12 protein-coding genes are annotated in these 15,824 nt (G+C 60.3%); 7 read left to right on the top strand and 5 right to left on the bottom strand.

Translation table 11 applies throughout. The features are described from left to right. Positions 1 to 432 precede the first annotated feature (432 nt). The 6 genes from HU720_RS21660 to HU720_RS21635 all read left to right on the top strand — a co-directional run bounded on the left by HU720_RS21660 (position 433) and on the right by HU720_RS21635 (position 8,546). Complete coding sequence (locus HU720_RS21660; protein WP_186522694.1) at positions 433 to 1,590, top strand: MFS transporter; 1,158 nt, start codon at positions 433 to 435, stop codon at positions 1,588 to 1,590. Between the two features lie 87 nt (positions 1,591 to 1,677). After that, positions 1,678 to 2,718, top strand: a complete 1,041-nt coding sequence (gene ada, locus HU720_RS21655) for a bifunctional DNA-binding transcriptional regulator/O6-methylguanine-DNA methyltransferase Ada (protein WP_186522692.1) — start codon at positions 1,678 to 1,680, stop codon at positions 2,716 to 2,718. 55 nt (positions 2,719 to 2,773) lie between these two features. Continuing rightward, positions 2,774 to 5,167 carry a DUF3772 domain-containing protein gene (locus HU720_RS21650; RefSeq protein WP_186522690.1) on the top strand — a complete coding sequence of 798 codons (2,394 nt, stop codon included), beginning with the start codon at positions 2,774 to 2,776 and terminating at the stop codon, positions 5,165 to 5,167. Positions 5,168 to 5,382: 215 nt separating this feature from the next. Next, on the top strand, positions 5,383 to 5,760 hold the full coding sequence (locus HU720_RS21645) for a hypothetical protein (protein ID WP_186522688.1): 378 nt from the start codon (positions 5,383 to 5,385) through the stop codon (positions 5,758 to 5,760). 3 nt (positions 5,761 to 5,763) lie between these two features. Next, the gene (locus tag HU720_RS21640) at positions 5,764 to 7,098 is read left to right on the top strand and encodes a hypothetical protein (RefSeq protein WP_186522686.1); all 1,335 of its coding nucleotides are present in this window, start codon (positions 5,764 to 5,766) and stop codon (positions 7,096 to 7,098) included. After that, positions 7,095 to 8,546, top strand: a complete 1,452-nt coding sequence (locus tag HU720_RS21635; RefSeq protein WP_186522684.1) for a hypothetical protein — start codon at positions 7,095 to 7,097, stop codon at positions 8,544 to 8,546. Before HU720_RS21640 ends, HU720_RS21635 begins: the two co-directional genes overlap by 4 nt. A gap of 292 nt (positions 8,547 to 8,838) precedes the next feature. Here the strand turns inward: HU720_RS21635 and HU720_RS21630 are convergent, their stop codons facing one another. The 4 genes from HU720_RS21630 to HU720_RS21615 all read right to left on the bottom strand — a co-directional run bounded on the left by HU720_RS21630 (position 8,839) and on the right by HU720_RS21615 (position 13,052). Next, the gene (locus HU720_RS21630; RefSeq protein ID WP_186522682.1) at positions 8,839 to 9,093 is read right to left on the bottom strand and encodes a hypothetical protein; all 255 of its coding nucleotides are present in this window, start codon (positions 9,091 to 9,093) and stop codon (positions 8,839 to 8,841) included. Between the two features lie 539 nt (positions 9,094 to 9,632). Further along, positions 9,633 to 11,063 (bottom strand): aldehyde dehydrogenase family protein, encoded by a 1,431-nt coding sequence (locus HU720_RS21625; RefSeq protein WP_186522680.1) that lies wholly within the window; start codon positions 11,061 to 11,063, stop codon positions 9,633 to 9,635. A gap of 13 nt (positions 11,064 to 11,076) precedes the next feature. Further along, entirely contained in the window at positions 11,077 to 12,576 is a 1,500-nt protein-coding gene (locus HU720_RS21620; RefSeq protein WP_186522678.1) for a cytosine permease, read from the bottom strand. A gap of 86 nt (positions 12,577 to 12,662) precedes the next feature. Then, complete coding sequence (locus tag HU720_RS21615; protein WP_186522675.1) at positions 12,663 to 13,052, bottom strand: nuclear transport factor 2 family protein; 390 nt, start codon at positions 13,050 to 13,052, stop codon at positions 12,663 to 12,665. Between the two features lie 219 nt (positions 13,053 to 13,271). Here HU720_RS21615 and HU720_RS21610 point away from each other — a divergent pair, with 219 nt between their 5' ends. After that, positions 13,272 to 14,261: a Fic family protein gene (locus HU720_RS21610; RefSeq protein WP_186522673.1), complete on the top strand. Its 990-nt coding sequence runs from the start codon at positions 13,272 to 13,274 to the stop codon at positions 14,259 to 14,261. A gap of 9 nt (positions 14,262 to 14,270) precedes the next feature. Here HU720_RS21610 and HU720_RS21605 read toward each other — a convergent pair whose 3' ends face one another. Next, on the bottom strand, positions 14,271 to 15,431 hold the full coding sequence (locus HU720_RS21605; RefSeq protein WP_186522671.1) for an MFS transporter: 1,161 nt from the start codon (positions 15,429 to 15,431) through the stop codon (positions 14,271 to 14,273). Positions 15,432 to 15,824: the final 393 nt, after the last annotated feature.

Genomic DNA, 15,824 nt, shown 5'->3' with positions numbered 1-15,824 from the left:
TGGGGCTGCTTCGCAGCCCTTTCGCGACACAAGGCCGCTCCTACACTGACCGCGTAGACGGCATCGATATGGGGTTGTACAAAAGTCTCTGTGGCCGCGATTGACGTGACGACGGGCCCTGGCCTAGAGTGCCGATTCCCCCTTACCTGCGTAGCCACTGCAATGCGCCGCCCCCACGCTCATCGTCCACACCGCCAGCCTGTCGCCCCGACAGCGCGCCGTGCGTGGCCGAGCGACACGGTGCTGAAGCGGCGGCGCAGCGTGCTGTTTGCCTTCACCTTCTCGCCACACCTTGCCCTGAACTGATTCGCGCCCCTGTGTGCCGCGCCATCCCGGCGTGACGGCGGGCGCCTGCGTTCGATCATCTATTCAGCGGATTTTCCAGCCGGCCCGGGCATTCACCCGGCAGTGTTGGCGAGCAAGGAGCGGTACATGAACATGCGTTTGTTGGCGGGCCTGTTGTTTGCGGTGTCTGTGGTGGGGTTCAGCCTCGGGGCGAGCCTGCCGTTGGTGTCGCTGCGGCTGCATGAAGCCGGCGCAGGCACCCTGGAAATCGGTGTTATTTCGGCCATTCCGGCAGCCGGCATGATGCTTTCGGCGTTTATGGTCGATGCCTGCTGCAAGCACCTCACGCGGCGGGTCATCTACCTGCTCAGCTTCAGCCTGTGCACCCTGAGCATCGCCTTGCTGGAGTGGGCATTCGATTCGATGCTGTGGCTGGCGCTGCTGCGCCTGGGGCTTGGGCTGGGCATGGGCATCGCGATCATCCTTGGCGAGTCGTGGGTCAACGAGCTTTGCCCCGAGCACAATCGCGGCAAGATCATGGCCCTGTATGCCACCAGCTTTACCGGCTTTCAGGTACTGGGCCCGGCGCTGCTGGCGCTGCTCGGCGCCGACAGCCCGTGGCTGACCGGCGTGGTCACCGCCTGTTATGGCCTGGCGCTGCTGTGCATCCTGTTCACTGTGCCCAACGACTACGTCGAGCATGAAGAGGGCGAAAAGAGTTTTGGCCTGGCCGGGTTCTTCCGCGTGGCGCCGGCCTTGTGCGTGGCGGTGCTGTTCTTTTCGTTCTTCGATGCCGTGGCGCTGTCGCTGCTGCCGGTCTACGCCACCAGCCATGGTTTTGCCGTCGGTGTGGCGGCGCTGATGGTCACCGTGGTGTTTGCCGGCGACATGCTGTTCCAACTGCCGCTGGGCTGGTTGGCCGACCGCGTTGAGCGCACCGGGCTGCACCTGGTATGCGGGGTGGTGGCGATGAGCATTGGCATCGCTTTGCCTTGGCTGCTGCACATGACTTGGCTGCTGTGGCCATTGCTGGTGGTATTGGGCGCGGTGGCGGGCGGCATCTATACCTTGGCGCTGGTGTTGATCGGGCAGCGTTTCAGGGGCCAGGACCTGGTCACGGCCAACGCCAGCGTGGGCCTGCTGTGGGGTGTCGGCAGCCTGGTCGGGCCGTTGATCAGCGGCGCGGCCATGGATGTCGCGCCCCACGGCCTGCCCATGGCGCTGGCGCTGATGGCCGGGTTGTTCGTGTGCTTTGCCCGCCAGGCCTACCGGCGCACGGGCAAATTGCAGGCAGCGGCAGACTGATACAGCGCTCGAATTGCCCGCAAGAATCGGAGTGAACACCCCGAGGTTTGCTGTCACGCTGTTGCCATCGCCCCTGGAGTGGCTGCAATGACCCTCTACATCACCGACGCCGACCGCTGGCACGCCGTGCAGGCCCGTGACAAAGCGGCCTGCGGGCACTTCGTCTACGCCGTCCGCACCACCGGCGTGTATTGCCAGCCGGCCTGCACCTCGCGCCTTGCCAAGCGCGCAAACGTGCAGTTCTTCAATGATGCCCTCCAAGCTGAGGCCGCCGGATACCGCGCCTGCAAGCGCTGCTGGGCAAGCGCCACGCGCATTGATCGGGTGGCCCGCGCCTGCCGCTTGATCGAGGCCAGCGACGTGGCGCCGAGCCTGCTGCAACTGGCGGCTGCATTGAACGTCAGCACCTTCCAGTTGCATCGCCAGTTCAAGGCCGAAACCGGCCTCACCCCCAAGGCTTACAGCAACGCCTTGCGCGCCCGGCGGGTGCGGGAGCAGCTAGGCACCGCCGGGAGCGTCACCGATGCGATCTTCGAGGCTGGCTACAACGCCAACAGCCGTTTCTATGAAAGCGCGGGCGAGCGCCTGGGTATGCCGCCACGGGCGTTCCGGGCTGGCGCTGAAGGCGTGGTTATTCGCTTTGCCCTGGGCCAGTGCAGCCTTGGCGCGATCCTGGTGGCGCAGAGCGAGCGGGGCATTTGCGCGATTCTGCTGGGCGATACCCCGGAGCCTCTGTTGCACCAGTTGCAGGACAAATTCCCCAACGCCACGCTGCTCGGCGGCGATGCCGAGTACGAACAGTGGGTGGCCCAGGTGATCGGCTTTGTCGAGGCGCCGGCGCTGGGCTTGTCGCTGCCGCTGGATGTGCAGGGCAGCGCCTTCCAGGAGCGCGTTTGGCAGGCCCTGCGCGAGGTGCCGCCGGGCAGCCGGGTGAGCTACACCGACATCGCCCAGCGGATCGGCGCACCCAAGGCGGTGCGCGCCGTGGCCAAGGCCTGTGCGGCCAATAGCATTGCCGTGGCGATCCCCTGCCACCGCGTGGTGCGACGCGATGGCGAACTCAGCGGCTACCGCTGGGGCGTGGAGCGCAAACGCCTGTTGCTGGCCCGAGAAACGGCACCCCGATGAGCGTGCGGAGCGCGTAGAATTCGCGCTTTGTCGTGATGCATCAGAGGAATGTTCGATGGGGCGTGTCAGTCTTGACCGATTTTATATGGGTATTCTGGCCATGTTGCTGTGCCTGGCGCTACCGGCCTGGGCCAACCCGGCAGCGCCGGTATCGCGCCTGGCGGTAGCCGAGCAGCAGGTGCTCGACGAGGACGCAAACCTTGAGCAGTTGAGCGAGCGGCTCGACCAGATTCGCCAAGGCGTCAGCGCCAACGCCAATGACGATTTGCTTTCGCAACTGCGCCAGTCGGCCTTGCAGGTGCAGCGCCAGGCCGATGCCTTGACCACCAAGCGCACTGCCGATGTCGACCGCCTGGACGACCAGCTCAAGGTGCTCGGCCCGCAGCAGCCGGACGAGCCGGAAACCCTGACTCGCCAGCGCAAGCAGCTCAGCGATGAGAAAAACGCTGTGCTGGCCGAGCAGAAAGAAGCTGCCACGCTGACCCAGTCCGCCCGCGACCTGTCCACGCAGATCGTCAACCTGCGCCGCAGCCTGTTCAACTCGCAAATCACCAGCCGCGCCGCCAGCCCGCTGAGCCCGGCGTTCTGGTCGAGCCTGATCCGCCCCACCGACGAAGACCTGGCGCGCCTGCGCGATCTGCGTGGCGAGGCTGCCGATGCCGTCGCCAGTGCCTTCAGCGCCGAGCACCGGGTGTTGTTCATCAGCGCTTTGATTGCCGCGGTGCTGGTGTGGACCTTGCTGCGCCGCTTGCTCGAACGCTTGCTGGCCAAGGCCATGGTGCGCTGGGTACCCGATGGCCGCCTGCGCCGCAGCGCCCTGGCCTTGGGGGTTAGCCTGGCGACGTTGGGCACCATCGCCGGTGCTGTTTCGCTGGTGCGCTGGGGGCTCGAAAGCAGCGCCGAGCTGGGCACCGATGTGGCCAGCCTGACCAACCATATTCTGACCTTGGTGGTGTTCAGCGCCTTCATTTCCGGCCTGGGCCGCGCCATGCTGATGTTGCAGCGCCCGTCCTGGCGCCTGCCGCCGATCCCTGACGAGGTCGCCAGCGCGCTCGGCTGGTTCCCGCAGGCCCTGGCCCTGACTTTGATGGTGCTGCTCACCCAGGAGCGCATCAACAGTGTCATCGGCACCAGCCTGGCGCTGACCCTGGCCACCAACGGCCTGACTGCGCTGGTGGTGTCGCTGTTGTTCGTCGCGGCGCTGGTTGGCTACCGCCGCACCCGCCGCAAGCACGGCCTGGAGCGCCCGTCCGGGTTGGCGGGGCTGATCCCGTTCGTGGTGGTGGTGTGGGTCGCGCTGATTCTGCTGACGCTGCTGGCCGGTTACCTGACCCTGGCGTACTTCCTCACCGCCAAGCTGCTGTGGATAAGTGTGGTCACCACCTGCGCCTATCTGTTGGTGAAAGTGTTCGGCGACCTCTGTGAAACGCTGCTGTCGCCACGCCAGCCAGGCGGCCTGGCACTGGCCTCGGCGCTGGGCCTGCAACAGCGCCACCAGGCCCAGGCCAGCACCATCCTCGCCGGCATTGGCCGCACCCTGTTGCTGTGCTGCGCCGCGTTGCTGGCGTTCATGCCTTCGGGCACCAGCCCCGGCGAGCTGTTGCTCAGCCTGGCCGACTGGGACGGCAGTGGCGGCAAGGTGCTGGGTAACCTCAACATCGTGCCGGGCGATATCTTCCTGGCTTTGGCGATGCTGTTCGGTGGCTGGTTTGCCATTCGTGTGCTCAAGCGTTGGCTGAGCGAGCGCCTGCTGCCGGAAACCGACATGGATGCTGGCATGCGCGCCTCCCTGGTGACGCTGGTCGGCTACCTGGGCTTCCTGTTCCTGGCCATGCTGGTGATGTCGACCCTGCGCATCAACCTGACCAGCCTGACCTGGGTAGTCAGTGCGCTGTCGGTGGGTATCGGTTTTGGTTTGCAGCAGATCGTGCAGAACTTTATTTCCGGCTTGATCCTGCTCACCGAGCGGCCGGTCAAGGTGGGCGACTGGGTGAGCCTTGCCGGCGTCGAAGGCGATATCCGCCGCATCAACGTGCGCGCCACCGAAATCCAGATGTCCGACCGTTCGACGGTGATCGTGCCCAACTCGCAGTTCATTTCGCAGAACGTGCGTAACGTGACCATGGCCAATGCCCTCGGCGTGGTCGGCATTACCCTGACGCTGCCGCTGGAAACCGACCCGGCCCAGGTGCGTGAGTTGTTGCTGGCGGCCTACCACGAGCACGAGTCGATTCTCGATGCGCCGGCCTGCTCGGTGTCGTTCAAGGATTTGACCGCCAGCGGCATGGTGATTGGCGTCAGCGGTTATGTGGCGTCGCCACGGCAGGTGTCGGGCACCCGCAGTGACCTGCTGTTCACCATTCTTGGGCGGTTGCGCGAGGCGGGCATCCCCTTGTCGTCGCCGGCGAGCATGGTGCTGGTGCAGGAAAAAGTCGAGCTGGGCCAGTAATGAGGCGGTGGCCTTCTGAGACGCAACACCCAAAAGCTTGGTGTATGAGGCATGAAGCTCTATTCTCCAAGACGGGTTTCTGAAGGCTCAACTGGCGAGCAATGCTCATGAGTGTGTAAGCTTTAGGAAATATGTTTGGCCGTTGGCGCTTCTGTGTGACCATTAATAGGTAAAGTAGTTGGTAGACGCCGACCAAGACTGAACAAGGAAAAAACATGCCAGAAAATTATGGCCAGGCATCAGTGAGGCATTATATCGATGCTGAGGCGCTTGCGTCCTCGCAACGCTTTGATGGCGCAGGACACTTGATTGGATTTTCGGCCGAGTGTGCTATTAAACATCACATACAAACTATTCTGCCTGGACAAGATGCCCCCCATTCTCACTTTCCTAATCTCATTGACATCGCAAAGCGCCATTTACATCAGCGCAGACAAACTAATATGCACCAGATTTTAAAAAAGCAGGATTTGATGCTCGGCTGGGATATAGCTCAAAGATATTCACCTGATGGATCCACCACCGCAGAAATTTACGAAATTTGGCGCAGTCAGGCTTCGCATATGATTTTTGCCGCTGGATTGAGGCGATAACTTATGGAAAGTACTATTCGCTACGACGAAGCACTACCCAGTTTGGCGTCAGCTGTTATAGACGTCATGGGCGATGATTTTCTTAAGCGGAACTTAATCCTGCGGGACGCGGATGGCCTACTTACTTTTGTAATTCGGGAGGTTGTGGAAAGCTCGCAAAAGCATTCACTGTCTGTCGAGATTTTGAATCGAATAGGCGTATATGGAGCAAATCCAATAGTCGCAACCCCTGATGAGCTATATGACCCTCGTTTGGCTGATCCTAATAAGGATGAATGGGAACTCGTCACTCTTAAAACGGGGCAGTCATTTTACACACGGTACATAGAGCGGCGTATTGTCGGTAGTGACTGGGTGCGAGGAATCTTTCCAACAATCGTTGACGCTCCCCCGGTTGTAGTATTCGCTAGCCACAAAGGTGGTGTTGGAAGATCAACGGCGCTTACTGTTGCGTCTAAGAAATTTGCCGATGCGGGTAAATCAATTCTAGCTATAGACTTGGATCTTGAAGCTCCAGGTATTGGTGGGATGCTGCTAGAGAACCATGAGATACCTCTATATGGAGCAATTGACTACTACGTGGAGTGCGGCCGCGGTCGAGTAGGTGATGATTTTATTGCGAGTATGGTGGCGGAAAGTACTGCTGAAAGGTGGCCTGGAAAAATTACTATCGTTCCGGCGGCGGGCGCAGCTTGCCGTAGAAATCCTCAGAATGTGTTAGGGAAAATTTCGAGAGCTTATCTTGAAACTGACTCCTTTGGGGGCGACGGGCAGGGCAGTTTCCTAGATAAGACTAGAGAACTCATAAAAGATTTGTCTAGGTGTGGGCGCTATGACGTGATCTTCATTGATGCACGGGCTGGCTTGAATGAGTCGACAGCAGCGACTATCCAAGGGCTTGGCGCTGACATTTTGTTTTTTGGAGTGGATACTCCCCAAACTTGGGAGGGGTATCGTTATTTCTTATCGCACCTTGCAAGATTTAAGTCGACGGCTACTCAAGAGAGTGATTGGCGTTATAAATTAAAGATGGTTCACGCGAAAGCTATTGATAGTCATGACTCATTGATTGGTTTTAGAGATAGATCGTTCGAGTTGTTCGCGGAGCATATATACGACGAAATTGGTGAGGATGAGTCAGCCCAAGGATTAGTAGACGCCTTCGGCTTTGATTTGGATGACCAGTCAGCCCCCCACTACGCTTGGCCAATTTTTATGGATGAAGCTTACTACGAGTTTAATCCAGGTGAGAATGCTGAACAGTTTGGCGAGGAGCAAGTTGAAAGGGCTTTCGGTGAGTTTATTAATAACCTTTCTGAGCGTTTAGGTATCTCATGACTACAGCTGAGCAAGAAATTACATTGTTGCGTGAAGCTTTAGGGAAGCTAAATCCGAAGGCCTCAGCTGCGGCTGCTGATCCATTGCCGGTTGAAGAAATCTATACTCCCGGTACGCACTCTTTGGCTCTTTCAAAGGATCGGACTCTTATTGTTGGTAACCGAGGGACTGGCAAAAGTGTTTGGTCTGGTGCCTTGGCAGATAAAAAGACTCGCGACTTGATTTCTGAATCCTATCCTGACTTAGGGTTGAAGAACTTTGAGGTGGTATTAGGTTTTCACGAGGGTGCAGGTAAAGTTGAGGGTGTTGCTCCCTCTGGTAAAGTGCTGACGAGCCTTATTCGAAAGGGATACGACCCAGAATCTATATGGACCGCAGTTCTGCTTCGCGCAACCTTTCAATTTGTTGGGCGGAAAAATTTTGTTCAACTCGGTGAGGCGGTTGAGTGGGTCGAGAATAATCCGGAGGATATTGACGAAGAACTCCGCGAAATCAACCGTTACTTTAAGTCAAATGGTAAGGTTTTCATCCTTGTTTTTGATGCTCTCGACAGAATATCCAGTGATTGGTCAGAGATTCGTGCTCTCAGTACGGGTATATTAAGACTCGCTTTAGGTATGGAAAGCTTTACCAATATGCGTGCGAAAATATTTATGCGCACAGACCAGTTTAAAGATGATGCGATATTCAGTTTTCCTGATGCATCTAAGTTGAAGTCGGCTAAAGTTGATTTGGCTTGGCATTCAACAGAGCTTTACGGGTTGCTGTACAATTATCTTTTGAAAAACACTTCGACTGACGAATTGTTTAGGCGTTGGGTGATAGAAGCGAGTTCAGAAAAAGCCAATATCTTGTGGGAAATATCAAGGCCTGAGGTGCAGAAAGCCATATTTGATAAGTTGGCTGGTGAATTCATGGGGACGGATCGTCGTCGAGGTAGAACTTATACTTGGCTAATTGATCACCTGGCAGATGCGTTCCAAGAAACGACTCCTCGAAGCTTTCTTGTGGCGCTACAGCGTGCGGCAGTTAGTCGCCAGCCTCCTGTACGATTGGTCATAGATCATCATGGGATAAGAGAAGGGGTGCAGGCCGCCTCTGATGTCCGTATTAACCAATTGCAAGAGGACTATTACTGGATTTCTTCAACCCTCAAGGACCTGGAAGGGCTGGAGGTTCCCTGTGACCCAGGAAACTTCATAGGTCGGTGGCGTGAGAGGTCTACAGTTAAAAATATCGCAGACGCGACCATGGAACATCCGGGACCAGTAGAGCTTGAGTCCAACTCTACTGATAAAGAAACTTTGCTTCTAGATGCTTTGCAGAATATTGGGGTGGTTGAGCGCCGGTCTGAAGATCGCATAAATATGCCAGATATATTTAGGGTGGCAGCTAAAATTAAACGAAGGGGAGGGGTCAAGCCGCCGATGTCAAAGCGTAATGGTTGATGTCTCGATATTTACGTTATGGGCCTCTTGGTTAAAAGAGGCCTTGGAGCTCCGAATAGCTCCGGAGGTTTAGATGGGTGGCATTCCGCGGCTGTGCTTGCATGATTAATTAATTTGTCTGCGCCTCGTTCGGGCCAAACTCTAAAGTTTACCTTTTTCAGAAGTAGGGCAGGACACCTCCGAACCCAGCATGTGGATTCAAGTAAACCGCATCTTGTCAGGCCTGCTTCACGACTCTATGTGGGAACATAGCCGCTGCCAGGAACGATGCATGGTGTAGCAGTCATTCAAGTCATGTTTTTTGCCCTTTCAACGCATGTTCCGCCAATGCTCGCCCCATCTGCACGTTGTGTGCGGCATTGACCAGCATTCCCAATCCCGGCTCTCCGGCCAAGGCGCAGCAGTATTCATCGATGGTGTCTTCGATCCCGCGCATCAGCTGGATGGCGTGAATCAGCGCCTCGGTGGTGGGCATGTCTTCGTTGATGGTGAAGAAGGGATGTTGTGAGGATTTTGAGGTGGGTGGATCGGGGACGATCTTATTCATGGAATGCACTCATTTCGATTGAAGTGTGTGCCGCCTCCAGACCCCTCTCACAGGATGAGGGTGGCAGCCGTACGCGGGGTGAGAGACCGGTCGAAATGAGCAAACGCCGGCCAGGCCAGGGCCTGCCCGCGCACAGCTGCCATGGCAGTACTGCGTGCTTCATCTCGACGACAGCGGGCTCTCACACCCAGTCGCCACAACGACGACCCGGGGAAGTTAGCTCTATTGAAGACGATCGACAATGCAGAAGCGTCGGCAGCGCGCGTAGGGTAATTCCCAAGCTGTTCTAGTTTGAAGCACTTTGTTTCAGGTTCGGAAATGTCTTACGGCTGGTGTGTCAAGTGCCATGGGGTGAAGGCGACCCTGTGTCCGCCGAGAGCTTTGCAGCGCTTATGAGATCGAGCGCCGCTCGCGCGGCGCTCGATCTAATAAGCGCTAAAACTCTTTCGCCAGACACCTGTCAGCCTCCCCAGGCCCTTGAAAGGAATAACTACAAGATCAGCCAGCCTCTCGAGCCTTCGAGAGGGATCACCACAAAATCACCCCAAACACCGCGTCACATGCTTGACCGACTGATACCCCGCCAGCCCCCAAGGCCCAAGCTCTCGCCCGATCCCACTGGCTTTGGTACCACCCCAGGACGTCTCGACAAACACTGCCTGCACCGAGTTGATCCACACATGCCCCACCTCCAGCGCGTCGGCCACCCGCTCGGCACGTTGCAGGTCGGTGCTGCATACGGTGGCGACCAGCCCGAAGCGGCTGTCGTTGGCCAGCGCAATGGCCTCGGCCTCACTGCCAAAGCGCCGGGCGCAGAGCACCGGGCCGAAGATTTCTTCGCACCATAGGCGGCTGCTTTGTGGCACATCCACATACAGCGTGGGGCTGACGAACCAGCCTTCGCGATCCAGCGTCTGGCCGCCGGCAAGGCACTTCAGGCCCTCTTCGCGGGCGACGGCGAAATAGCTGGCAACCTTCAGCCACTGCGCCTGGCTGGTCAGCGGGCCCATGTCGGCTTCTTCAAGCTGCGGGTTGCCCACCCGCAACTGCCCCAGCGCCGCCTGCAAGCGTGCCAGCAGGGTGTCGGCGATACCCTCCTGCACCAGCAGGCGTGAGGTGGCCGAGCACATTTGCCCGGCGTTCCAGGTAATACCGGCGATGACCCACTCCACGGCCTGGTCGATATCGCAGTCGTCGAATACGACGATGGCCGACTTGCCGCCCAGCTCCAGCGTCACCGGCCGGCACTGCGCAGCGGCGGCGCGCATCACCTGGCTGCCCACGCCGTTGCTGCCGGTGAACGACAGTTTGTCCAAACCCGTGTGGCCGCTGAGCGCAGCGCCGGTCTCGGCCTTGCCGTTGACGATGTTCAGCACGCCTGCCGGCAGGCCCAGCTGCTCGGCAATCTGGCCGTAGGCCAGTTCGACCAGCGGGGTCACTTCAGAGGGTTTGAGCACTACAGTGCAACCGGCGGCCAAGGCCGGCGCGAGTTTCCAGGCGCTGGTGACCAAGGGGAAGTTCCACGGCACGATCAGGCCGACCACGCCAATCGCTTCCAAACGGGTGCGGGCGGTAAAGCCTGGCGCGGCCAGGGGCACGTCGCGGTTTTTCGCCGGCAACTGCTCGGCAAGGTCGGCGTAGTAGGCAAAAGTGGCGATGGCGTCATCGAGGTCGATTTCGGCCTCATGGCGCGGCTTGCCATTGTTGCGCATCTGCAAGGCAATCAGTGCTTCGCGGCGCACGCCCAACTGCTCTGCGAAACCGCGCAAGTAGCGGGCGCGGTCTGCTGCGCAGGTGGTTTTCCATGCGGGCAGGGCGCGCCTGGCGGCGGCCACGGCCTGGTCGACCTGGGTGCTGCTGGCGGCCATCAGTTCGGTAAACGGCTGGCCGCTGGCGGGGTCGTGAACAACGATGCAGTCGTTGCCCTGGCCTTCGGCCCAGCGGCCGTCGATATAGTGAGAAGGGGTCATGGTCGGCTTCCGATCAGGCCATCTTGGCGCAGGTTACGGGTTGGGGCGGGGCGCTTTTGCAGCGCACCCAGCGTGGGCCTTGCGGGCCATACACGGCGGCAGGCTCGGGGAACAGGTTGAGCAGGCTCAGGTACAGCACTGCCGCGATGCCGAGGGTGACCGGCAGGCTCAGGTCGATGCCGCCGGCCAGCTCGCCCAGCGGGCCGACGAACTGCCCTGGCAGGTTGACGAAGCACAGGCCGATGGCGGCGCTCGGTAGCCAGGCGCCCATGCCGCGCCAGTTCCAGCCGTGGTCGAACCAGTAACGGCCGCCCTGCTGGCCACGGGTAAACACTTGCAGGTCATCGGCGTGGTAAAAGCCGCGGCGGGTGATCAGGCCGAGGATCATGATCACCATCCATGGGCTGGTGCAGGTGATGATCAGCACGGCGAAGGTCGAAACGCTTTGCACCAGGTTGAAGGCAAAGCGGCCGATGAAGATGAAGCCTATCGCCAGCACGCCGATCAGCAGGGTGGCGGCGGCGCGGCTGAGCAGGCGCGGGAACACGCTGGACATGTCCAGGCCCGTGCCGTAAAGCGCCGTGGTGCCAGTGGACATGCCGCCAATCACTGCAATCAGGCACACCGGCAGGAAGAACCAGCCCGGCGCAATCGCCAGCAGGCCGCCGACATAGTTGTTGGCGGCAATATAGTCAGGCGCCTGGCTGGCCACCAGCGTGGCCGTGCACAGCCCGAACAGGAACGGGATCAGCGTGGCGCCCTGGGCGGCGATGACCGCCAGCATGATGCGCCGCTTGGGCGTGGCGCGCGGTATATAGCGTGACCAGTCGCCGAGAAACGCACCGAACGAAACCGGGTTGCTCATGGCCAAAATCGCCGCACCGACAAACGCTGCCCAGAAGCCTGCCTGGCCCAGGTTGACGCTGCCGGCATAGCCCGCATCGAAAGGCCCGGCAAAGGCCGCGATGCCGAGCAGGAACAACAGGCTCGAGGCCCACACCGCGATCTTGTTGACCCACAGCATGAAGCGGAAGCCAAAGATGCACACCACCAGCACCAGCACGGCGAACAGGCCGTAGGCCAGGCCCAGGGTGAGGTCGGTTTCCGGCAGGCCCATCAGGCGTTTGGCGCCGCCGACCAGCGCGTCGCCTGAGCTCCACACCGACAGCGAGAAAAACGCCACCGCGGTCAGCAGCGACAGGAACGAGCCGACGATGCGCCCGTGCACGCCAAAATGTGCGCCGGACGATACGGCGTTGTTGGTGCCATTAAGTGCGCCAAACAGCCCCATCGGCGCCAGGATCAACGCGCCGATGCCGACGCCGAGCAGAATCGCCCAGACCCCGGCCTGGAACGACAGCCCGAACAACACCGGGAAGCTGCCCAGCACAGCGGTGGCGAAGGTATTGGCACCGCCGAAGATCAGGCGGAACAAGTCCAGCGGGGAGGCGTCGCGTTGATCATCGGGGATCTGCTCGACGCCATTGGTCTCGATACCGGTCGAGTGGCTCATGGTGGTGCTCCAGCGCGAATGTTGTCGGCCTGTGGCAGGCCTTGTTGTGGGTGCGATGGCAGTGCGGCAAGGCCGCTTTCAAAAGGTCAGGCTGGCGAGATAGCCGACAGGTGCTCGTGGCACGCCAGCCAGCGTTCGCCCTGTTTGCAAAACACGATGGTCTCGCGTTCGCTCAGTGCGTGTTCTTCGCCGGCCAGGCGAATGCGCGTGGCCACGTCGTGCATGAAGATCGCAACTTCACCTTGCAGGCTCACCTGCCCGTTGCTGGATTCACAGCCCAGCACGGCAAAGCCCTCGGCCTGCCAGCCGGCCCACACCTCTTGGTAGGCGCGGCGCGACAGCAGTGGTTGGGGCAGGGTGTGAAACAGGAAGGAGGCGTCTTCACTGAAACAGGCGAAATAGCGGGTGGTGTCGTTGCTGGCAAAGGCGGCGACGAGGTCGGCGGCGGCTTGGCGCACCTGAAGTGTCTGGTCCACGGGAGTGGCCTCACTGTTCTTGTGATTGTGGTGAAGCGATTCTGGTGCGCGCAGGCTGGGCGACAAATCGGCTGAGGCAAATAATCAGTTCAGAAAATCGTGAACCAATGTTGTCGCTCGCTTTACCCTGCCGTTATCACTGGCTAAGGTGTCGACAGCCTCTGTCTGGTGACAGGGCGCTGTTTTTGAATGCAACTGAAATCGATGGAACCTCTGCCTATGAGCAATTATCAGCCGCCGCTGACCGTGACCCCGACCATGCTGGCGCTGGTGGCTGATATCAGTGAGCAAGTGGGGGTGCTGACTGCCAATCGAGAAGCTGCGCTGACGCCGCAGTTGCGCAGGGGCAACCGCATCCGCACCATTCAGGCATCCCTTGCCATCGAGAACAATACCCTGAGCGTCGAGCAGGTCACCGCAGTGCTGGATGGCAAGCGTGTGCTGGGCTTGCCGCGCGAAATTCAGGAAGTGCGAAATGCGTTCTGCACCTATGAAGCTATGGGCAACTGGCGCGCTGAGCGTCAGGTAGACCTGTTGGCCGCGCACAAGTCGCTGATGGCCGGGTTGATCGACAACGCTGGGCATTTTCGCGAGGGCGGGGTAGGTATCTATCGGGAGCAGCGTCTGCTGCATATGGCCCCGCCAGCCAGCCGTTTACAGCCCCTGATGCACGACCTGCTGGCCTGGTTGGGCGCGAGTGACTGGCACCCGCTGATCAGCAGTTGTGTTTTTCATTACGAATTCGAGTTCATCCACCCGTTCGCCGATGGCAACGGGCGCATGGGGCGTTTATGGCAGACCCTGATCCTGAGCCGCTGGCGCCCTGTATTAGCTTACTTGCCGGTGGAGTCGGTGATCTGTGCGCAGCAGGAGGCTTATTACGCTGCGCTGGCGGCGGCAGACAGGGCGGGTGAAGCCACGCCTTTTGTCGAGTACATGTTGCGAGCATTGCTGGAGGCCTTGGTCGAGACCGATCAAGTAACCGATCAAGTAACCGATCAAGTAACCGATCAAGTAGCGCGACTGCTTGATGTGCTCAGACCTGGTGTCGCGTTGAAGGCCAATGAGTTGATGCAGCGCCTGGAGCTGACCCACCGGCCGACCTTCAGTGCCAACTACCTCAAGCCGGCATTGGCGGCGGGCCTGATCGAGATGACAAACCCCACCTCTCCACGGAGTCCAGGCCAGCAATACCGGCGCGTCTTGTAGGGCCCTGACTCATGGCGCCAGCTTTAGCTCAACGCCGCGAGGCATTGAAATCCACATCGCCAGCCCCGCCGCCAGCGCGGTCAGCAGCGACCCAGCCCAGGGCGTCGCTGAAAGGGCTGCACCCGTAATCACCACGCCGCCAATGGCCGAGCCAAGCCCGACGCCCAGGTGCATCGCCGAAAGGTTCAGGCTCATGCCCGCCGGGAAGGTATCCGCACCGCGTGTGGCCAGGTAGCTCTGCACCACGGGCGAGGTGGTCCAGCTGAGCGCCCCCCAGAGCATCATCGCTGGCAAGAACAGCCAAGGCGTGCCGGCGCAGAACGGCAGCGCCAGCAGGCTTGCAAGGTACAGCAGCGGCGCCAGCAGGATTGCCTGGCTTGCGCCCAGACGGTCGGCCATCCAGCCGCCGACATAGCCACCCGCAACACCGGCAATGCCGAAGGCGGCAAACACGGCTGCGAGCCAGGCCGCCGGCACGTTGGCGATATGCTGGGCGTAGGGCGCCAGATACGCGAACACCGTGAAATGCCCGGCGATCATCAGTAGCGACACCAGCTGTGCCGCCAGCAAGCGGCCATCGCGCAGGTGGCGCAGGTAGCTGGCCAAGGCGATGGGCTCGCTGCCCTGCAATTGCGGCAAGCCGCGCCAGGCCATCAGCAGCACCGCCGTCGCCAGCAGGCTCAGCCCAGCAAATACGCCGCGCCAGCCCAGCACCTCGCTCAGCAGCATACCGGCAGGCACGCCCAGCACCAGCGAACTGCAGATGCCCATGAAGATTACCCCAATGGCACGCCCGCGCAGGGCGGCCGGCACCATGCGCGTGGCCATCAGTGTGCAGATCAGGCAGGTGAGGGCGCTGGTCGCGGCCATGCCCAAGCGTGCAACCAACAGAGTGCTGTAGCCTGGCGCGATGGCTGCCAGCAGGTTGAACAGGGCGAACACGCCCAGTGCGGCGCACAGCAAGCGGCGCAGCGGCAGACGGGCGGTGAGCAAAGGAGAGAAGGGCGCGGCGAGGGCGAAGCTCAAGGAGAAGGCCGTGGTCAGTTGCCCGGCTACGCCAAGCGGTACCTCGAGGCCATCGGCCAGTACCGGCAGAATGCCGACGGTGATGTTTTCGGCCATGCCGGTGACAAAGGTCGCCAGGGCCAGTAGCCAGATACACGGGTTCATGCGGTGCCTCCGATAAACAGCCGGCCGTGGCCCGGACCGGTTGGTCCCGAGGGCTGACCGGCAAGGTCAGGTCCATCGGGTTTCGAGGCAGTGCTTCGGTTATCCCGCGTTCAACTGTTGGAAAGTGTAAGGGCTTGGGCTGTCATGTGAAAGCCCAGGCACAGTGTTGCCCTCGCTCGCGTAATCGCGGCAGTTCGGCGCCCTGACTAGCTCCCACAGGATCTCTACTGGCTTCAGGTCGATATGTCATTTTGCGGAAGATTCTAGGGTTCTGTGCAAGCCCTCCAGGGCCTCATCGCAGGCTGTCGCCAGCTCCCACAGAGCTCGCCCATCCCATATCGATGCCGTCTACGCGGTCAGTGTAGGAGCGGCCTTGTGTCGCGAAAGGGCTGC

This window comes from Pseudomonas sp. SWRI51, from assembly GCF_014268825.1.
Taxonomy (GTDB): Bacteria; Pseudomonadota; Gammaproteobacteria; order Pseudomonadales; family Pseudomonadaceae; genus Aquipseudomonas; species Aquipseudomonas farsensis.
The sequence above is the reverse complement of the archived record's forward strand: the minus strand, read 5'-3'. Positions and strand labels throughout refer to the sequence as shown.

Excerpts from the sequence above, each read along its gene's own strand:
- HU720_RS21625 (WP_186522680.1), bottom strand. The coding sequence starts at position 11,063 with ATGACCCCTTCTCACTATATCGACGGCCGCTGGGCCGAAGGCCAGGGC.
- HU720_RS21660 (WP_186522694.1), top strand. The coding sequence starts at position 433 with ATGAACATGCGTTTGTTGGCGGGCCTGTTGTTTGCGGTGTCTGTGGTG.
- HU720_RS21635 (WP_186522684.1), top strand. The coding sequence starts at position 7,095 with ATGACTACAGCTGAGCAAGAAATTACATTGTTGCGTGAAGCTTTAGGG.
- ada (WP_186522692.1), top strand. The coding sequence starts at position 1,678 with ATGACCCTCTACATCACCGACGCCGACCGCTGGCACGCCGTGCAGGCC.
- HU720_RS21645 (WP_186522688.1), top strand. The coding sequence starts at position 5,383 with ATGCCAGAAAATTATGGCCAGGCATCAGTGAGGCATTATATCGATGCT.
- HU720_RS21620 (WP_186522678.1), bottom strand. The coding sequence starts at position 12,576 with ATGAGCCACTCGACCGGTATCGAGACCAATGGCGTCGAGCAGATCCCC.
- HU720_RS21640 (WP_186522686.1), top strand. The coding sequence starts at position 5,764 with ATGGAAAGTACTATTCGCTACGACGAAGCACTACCCAGTTTGGCGTCA.
- HU720_RS21650 (WP_186522690.1), top strand. The coding sequence starts at position 2,774 with ATGGGGCGTGTCAGTCTTGACCGATTTTATATGGGTATTCTGGCCATG.
- HU720_RS21630 (WP_186522682.1), bottom strand. The coding sequence starts at position 9,093 with ATGAATAAGATCGTCCCCGATCCACCCACCTCAAAATCCTCACAACAT.
- HU720_RS21610 (WP_186522673.1), top strand. The coding sequence starts at position 13,272 with ATGAGCAATTATCAGCCGCCGCTGACCGTGACCCCGACCATGCTGGCG.
- HU720_RS21605 (WP_186522671.1), bottom strand. The coding sequence starts at position 15,431 with ATGAACCCGTGTATCTGGCTACTGGCCCTGGCGACCTTTGTCACCGGC.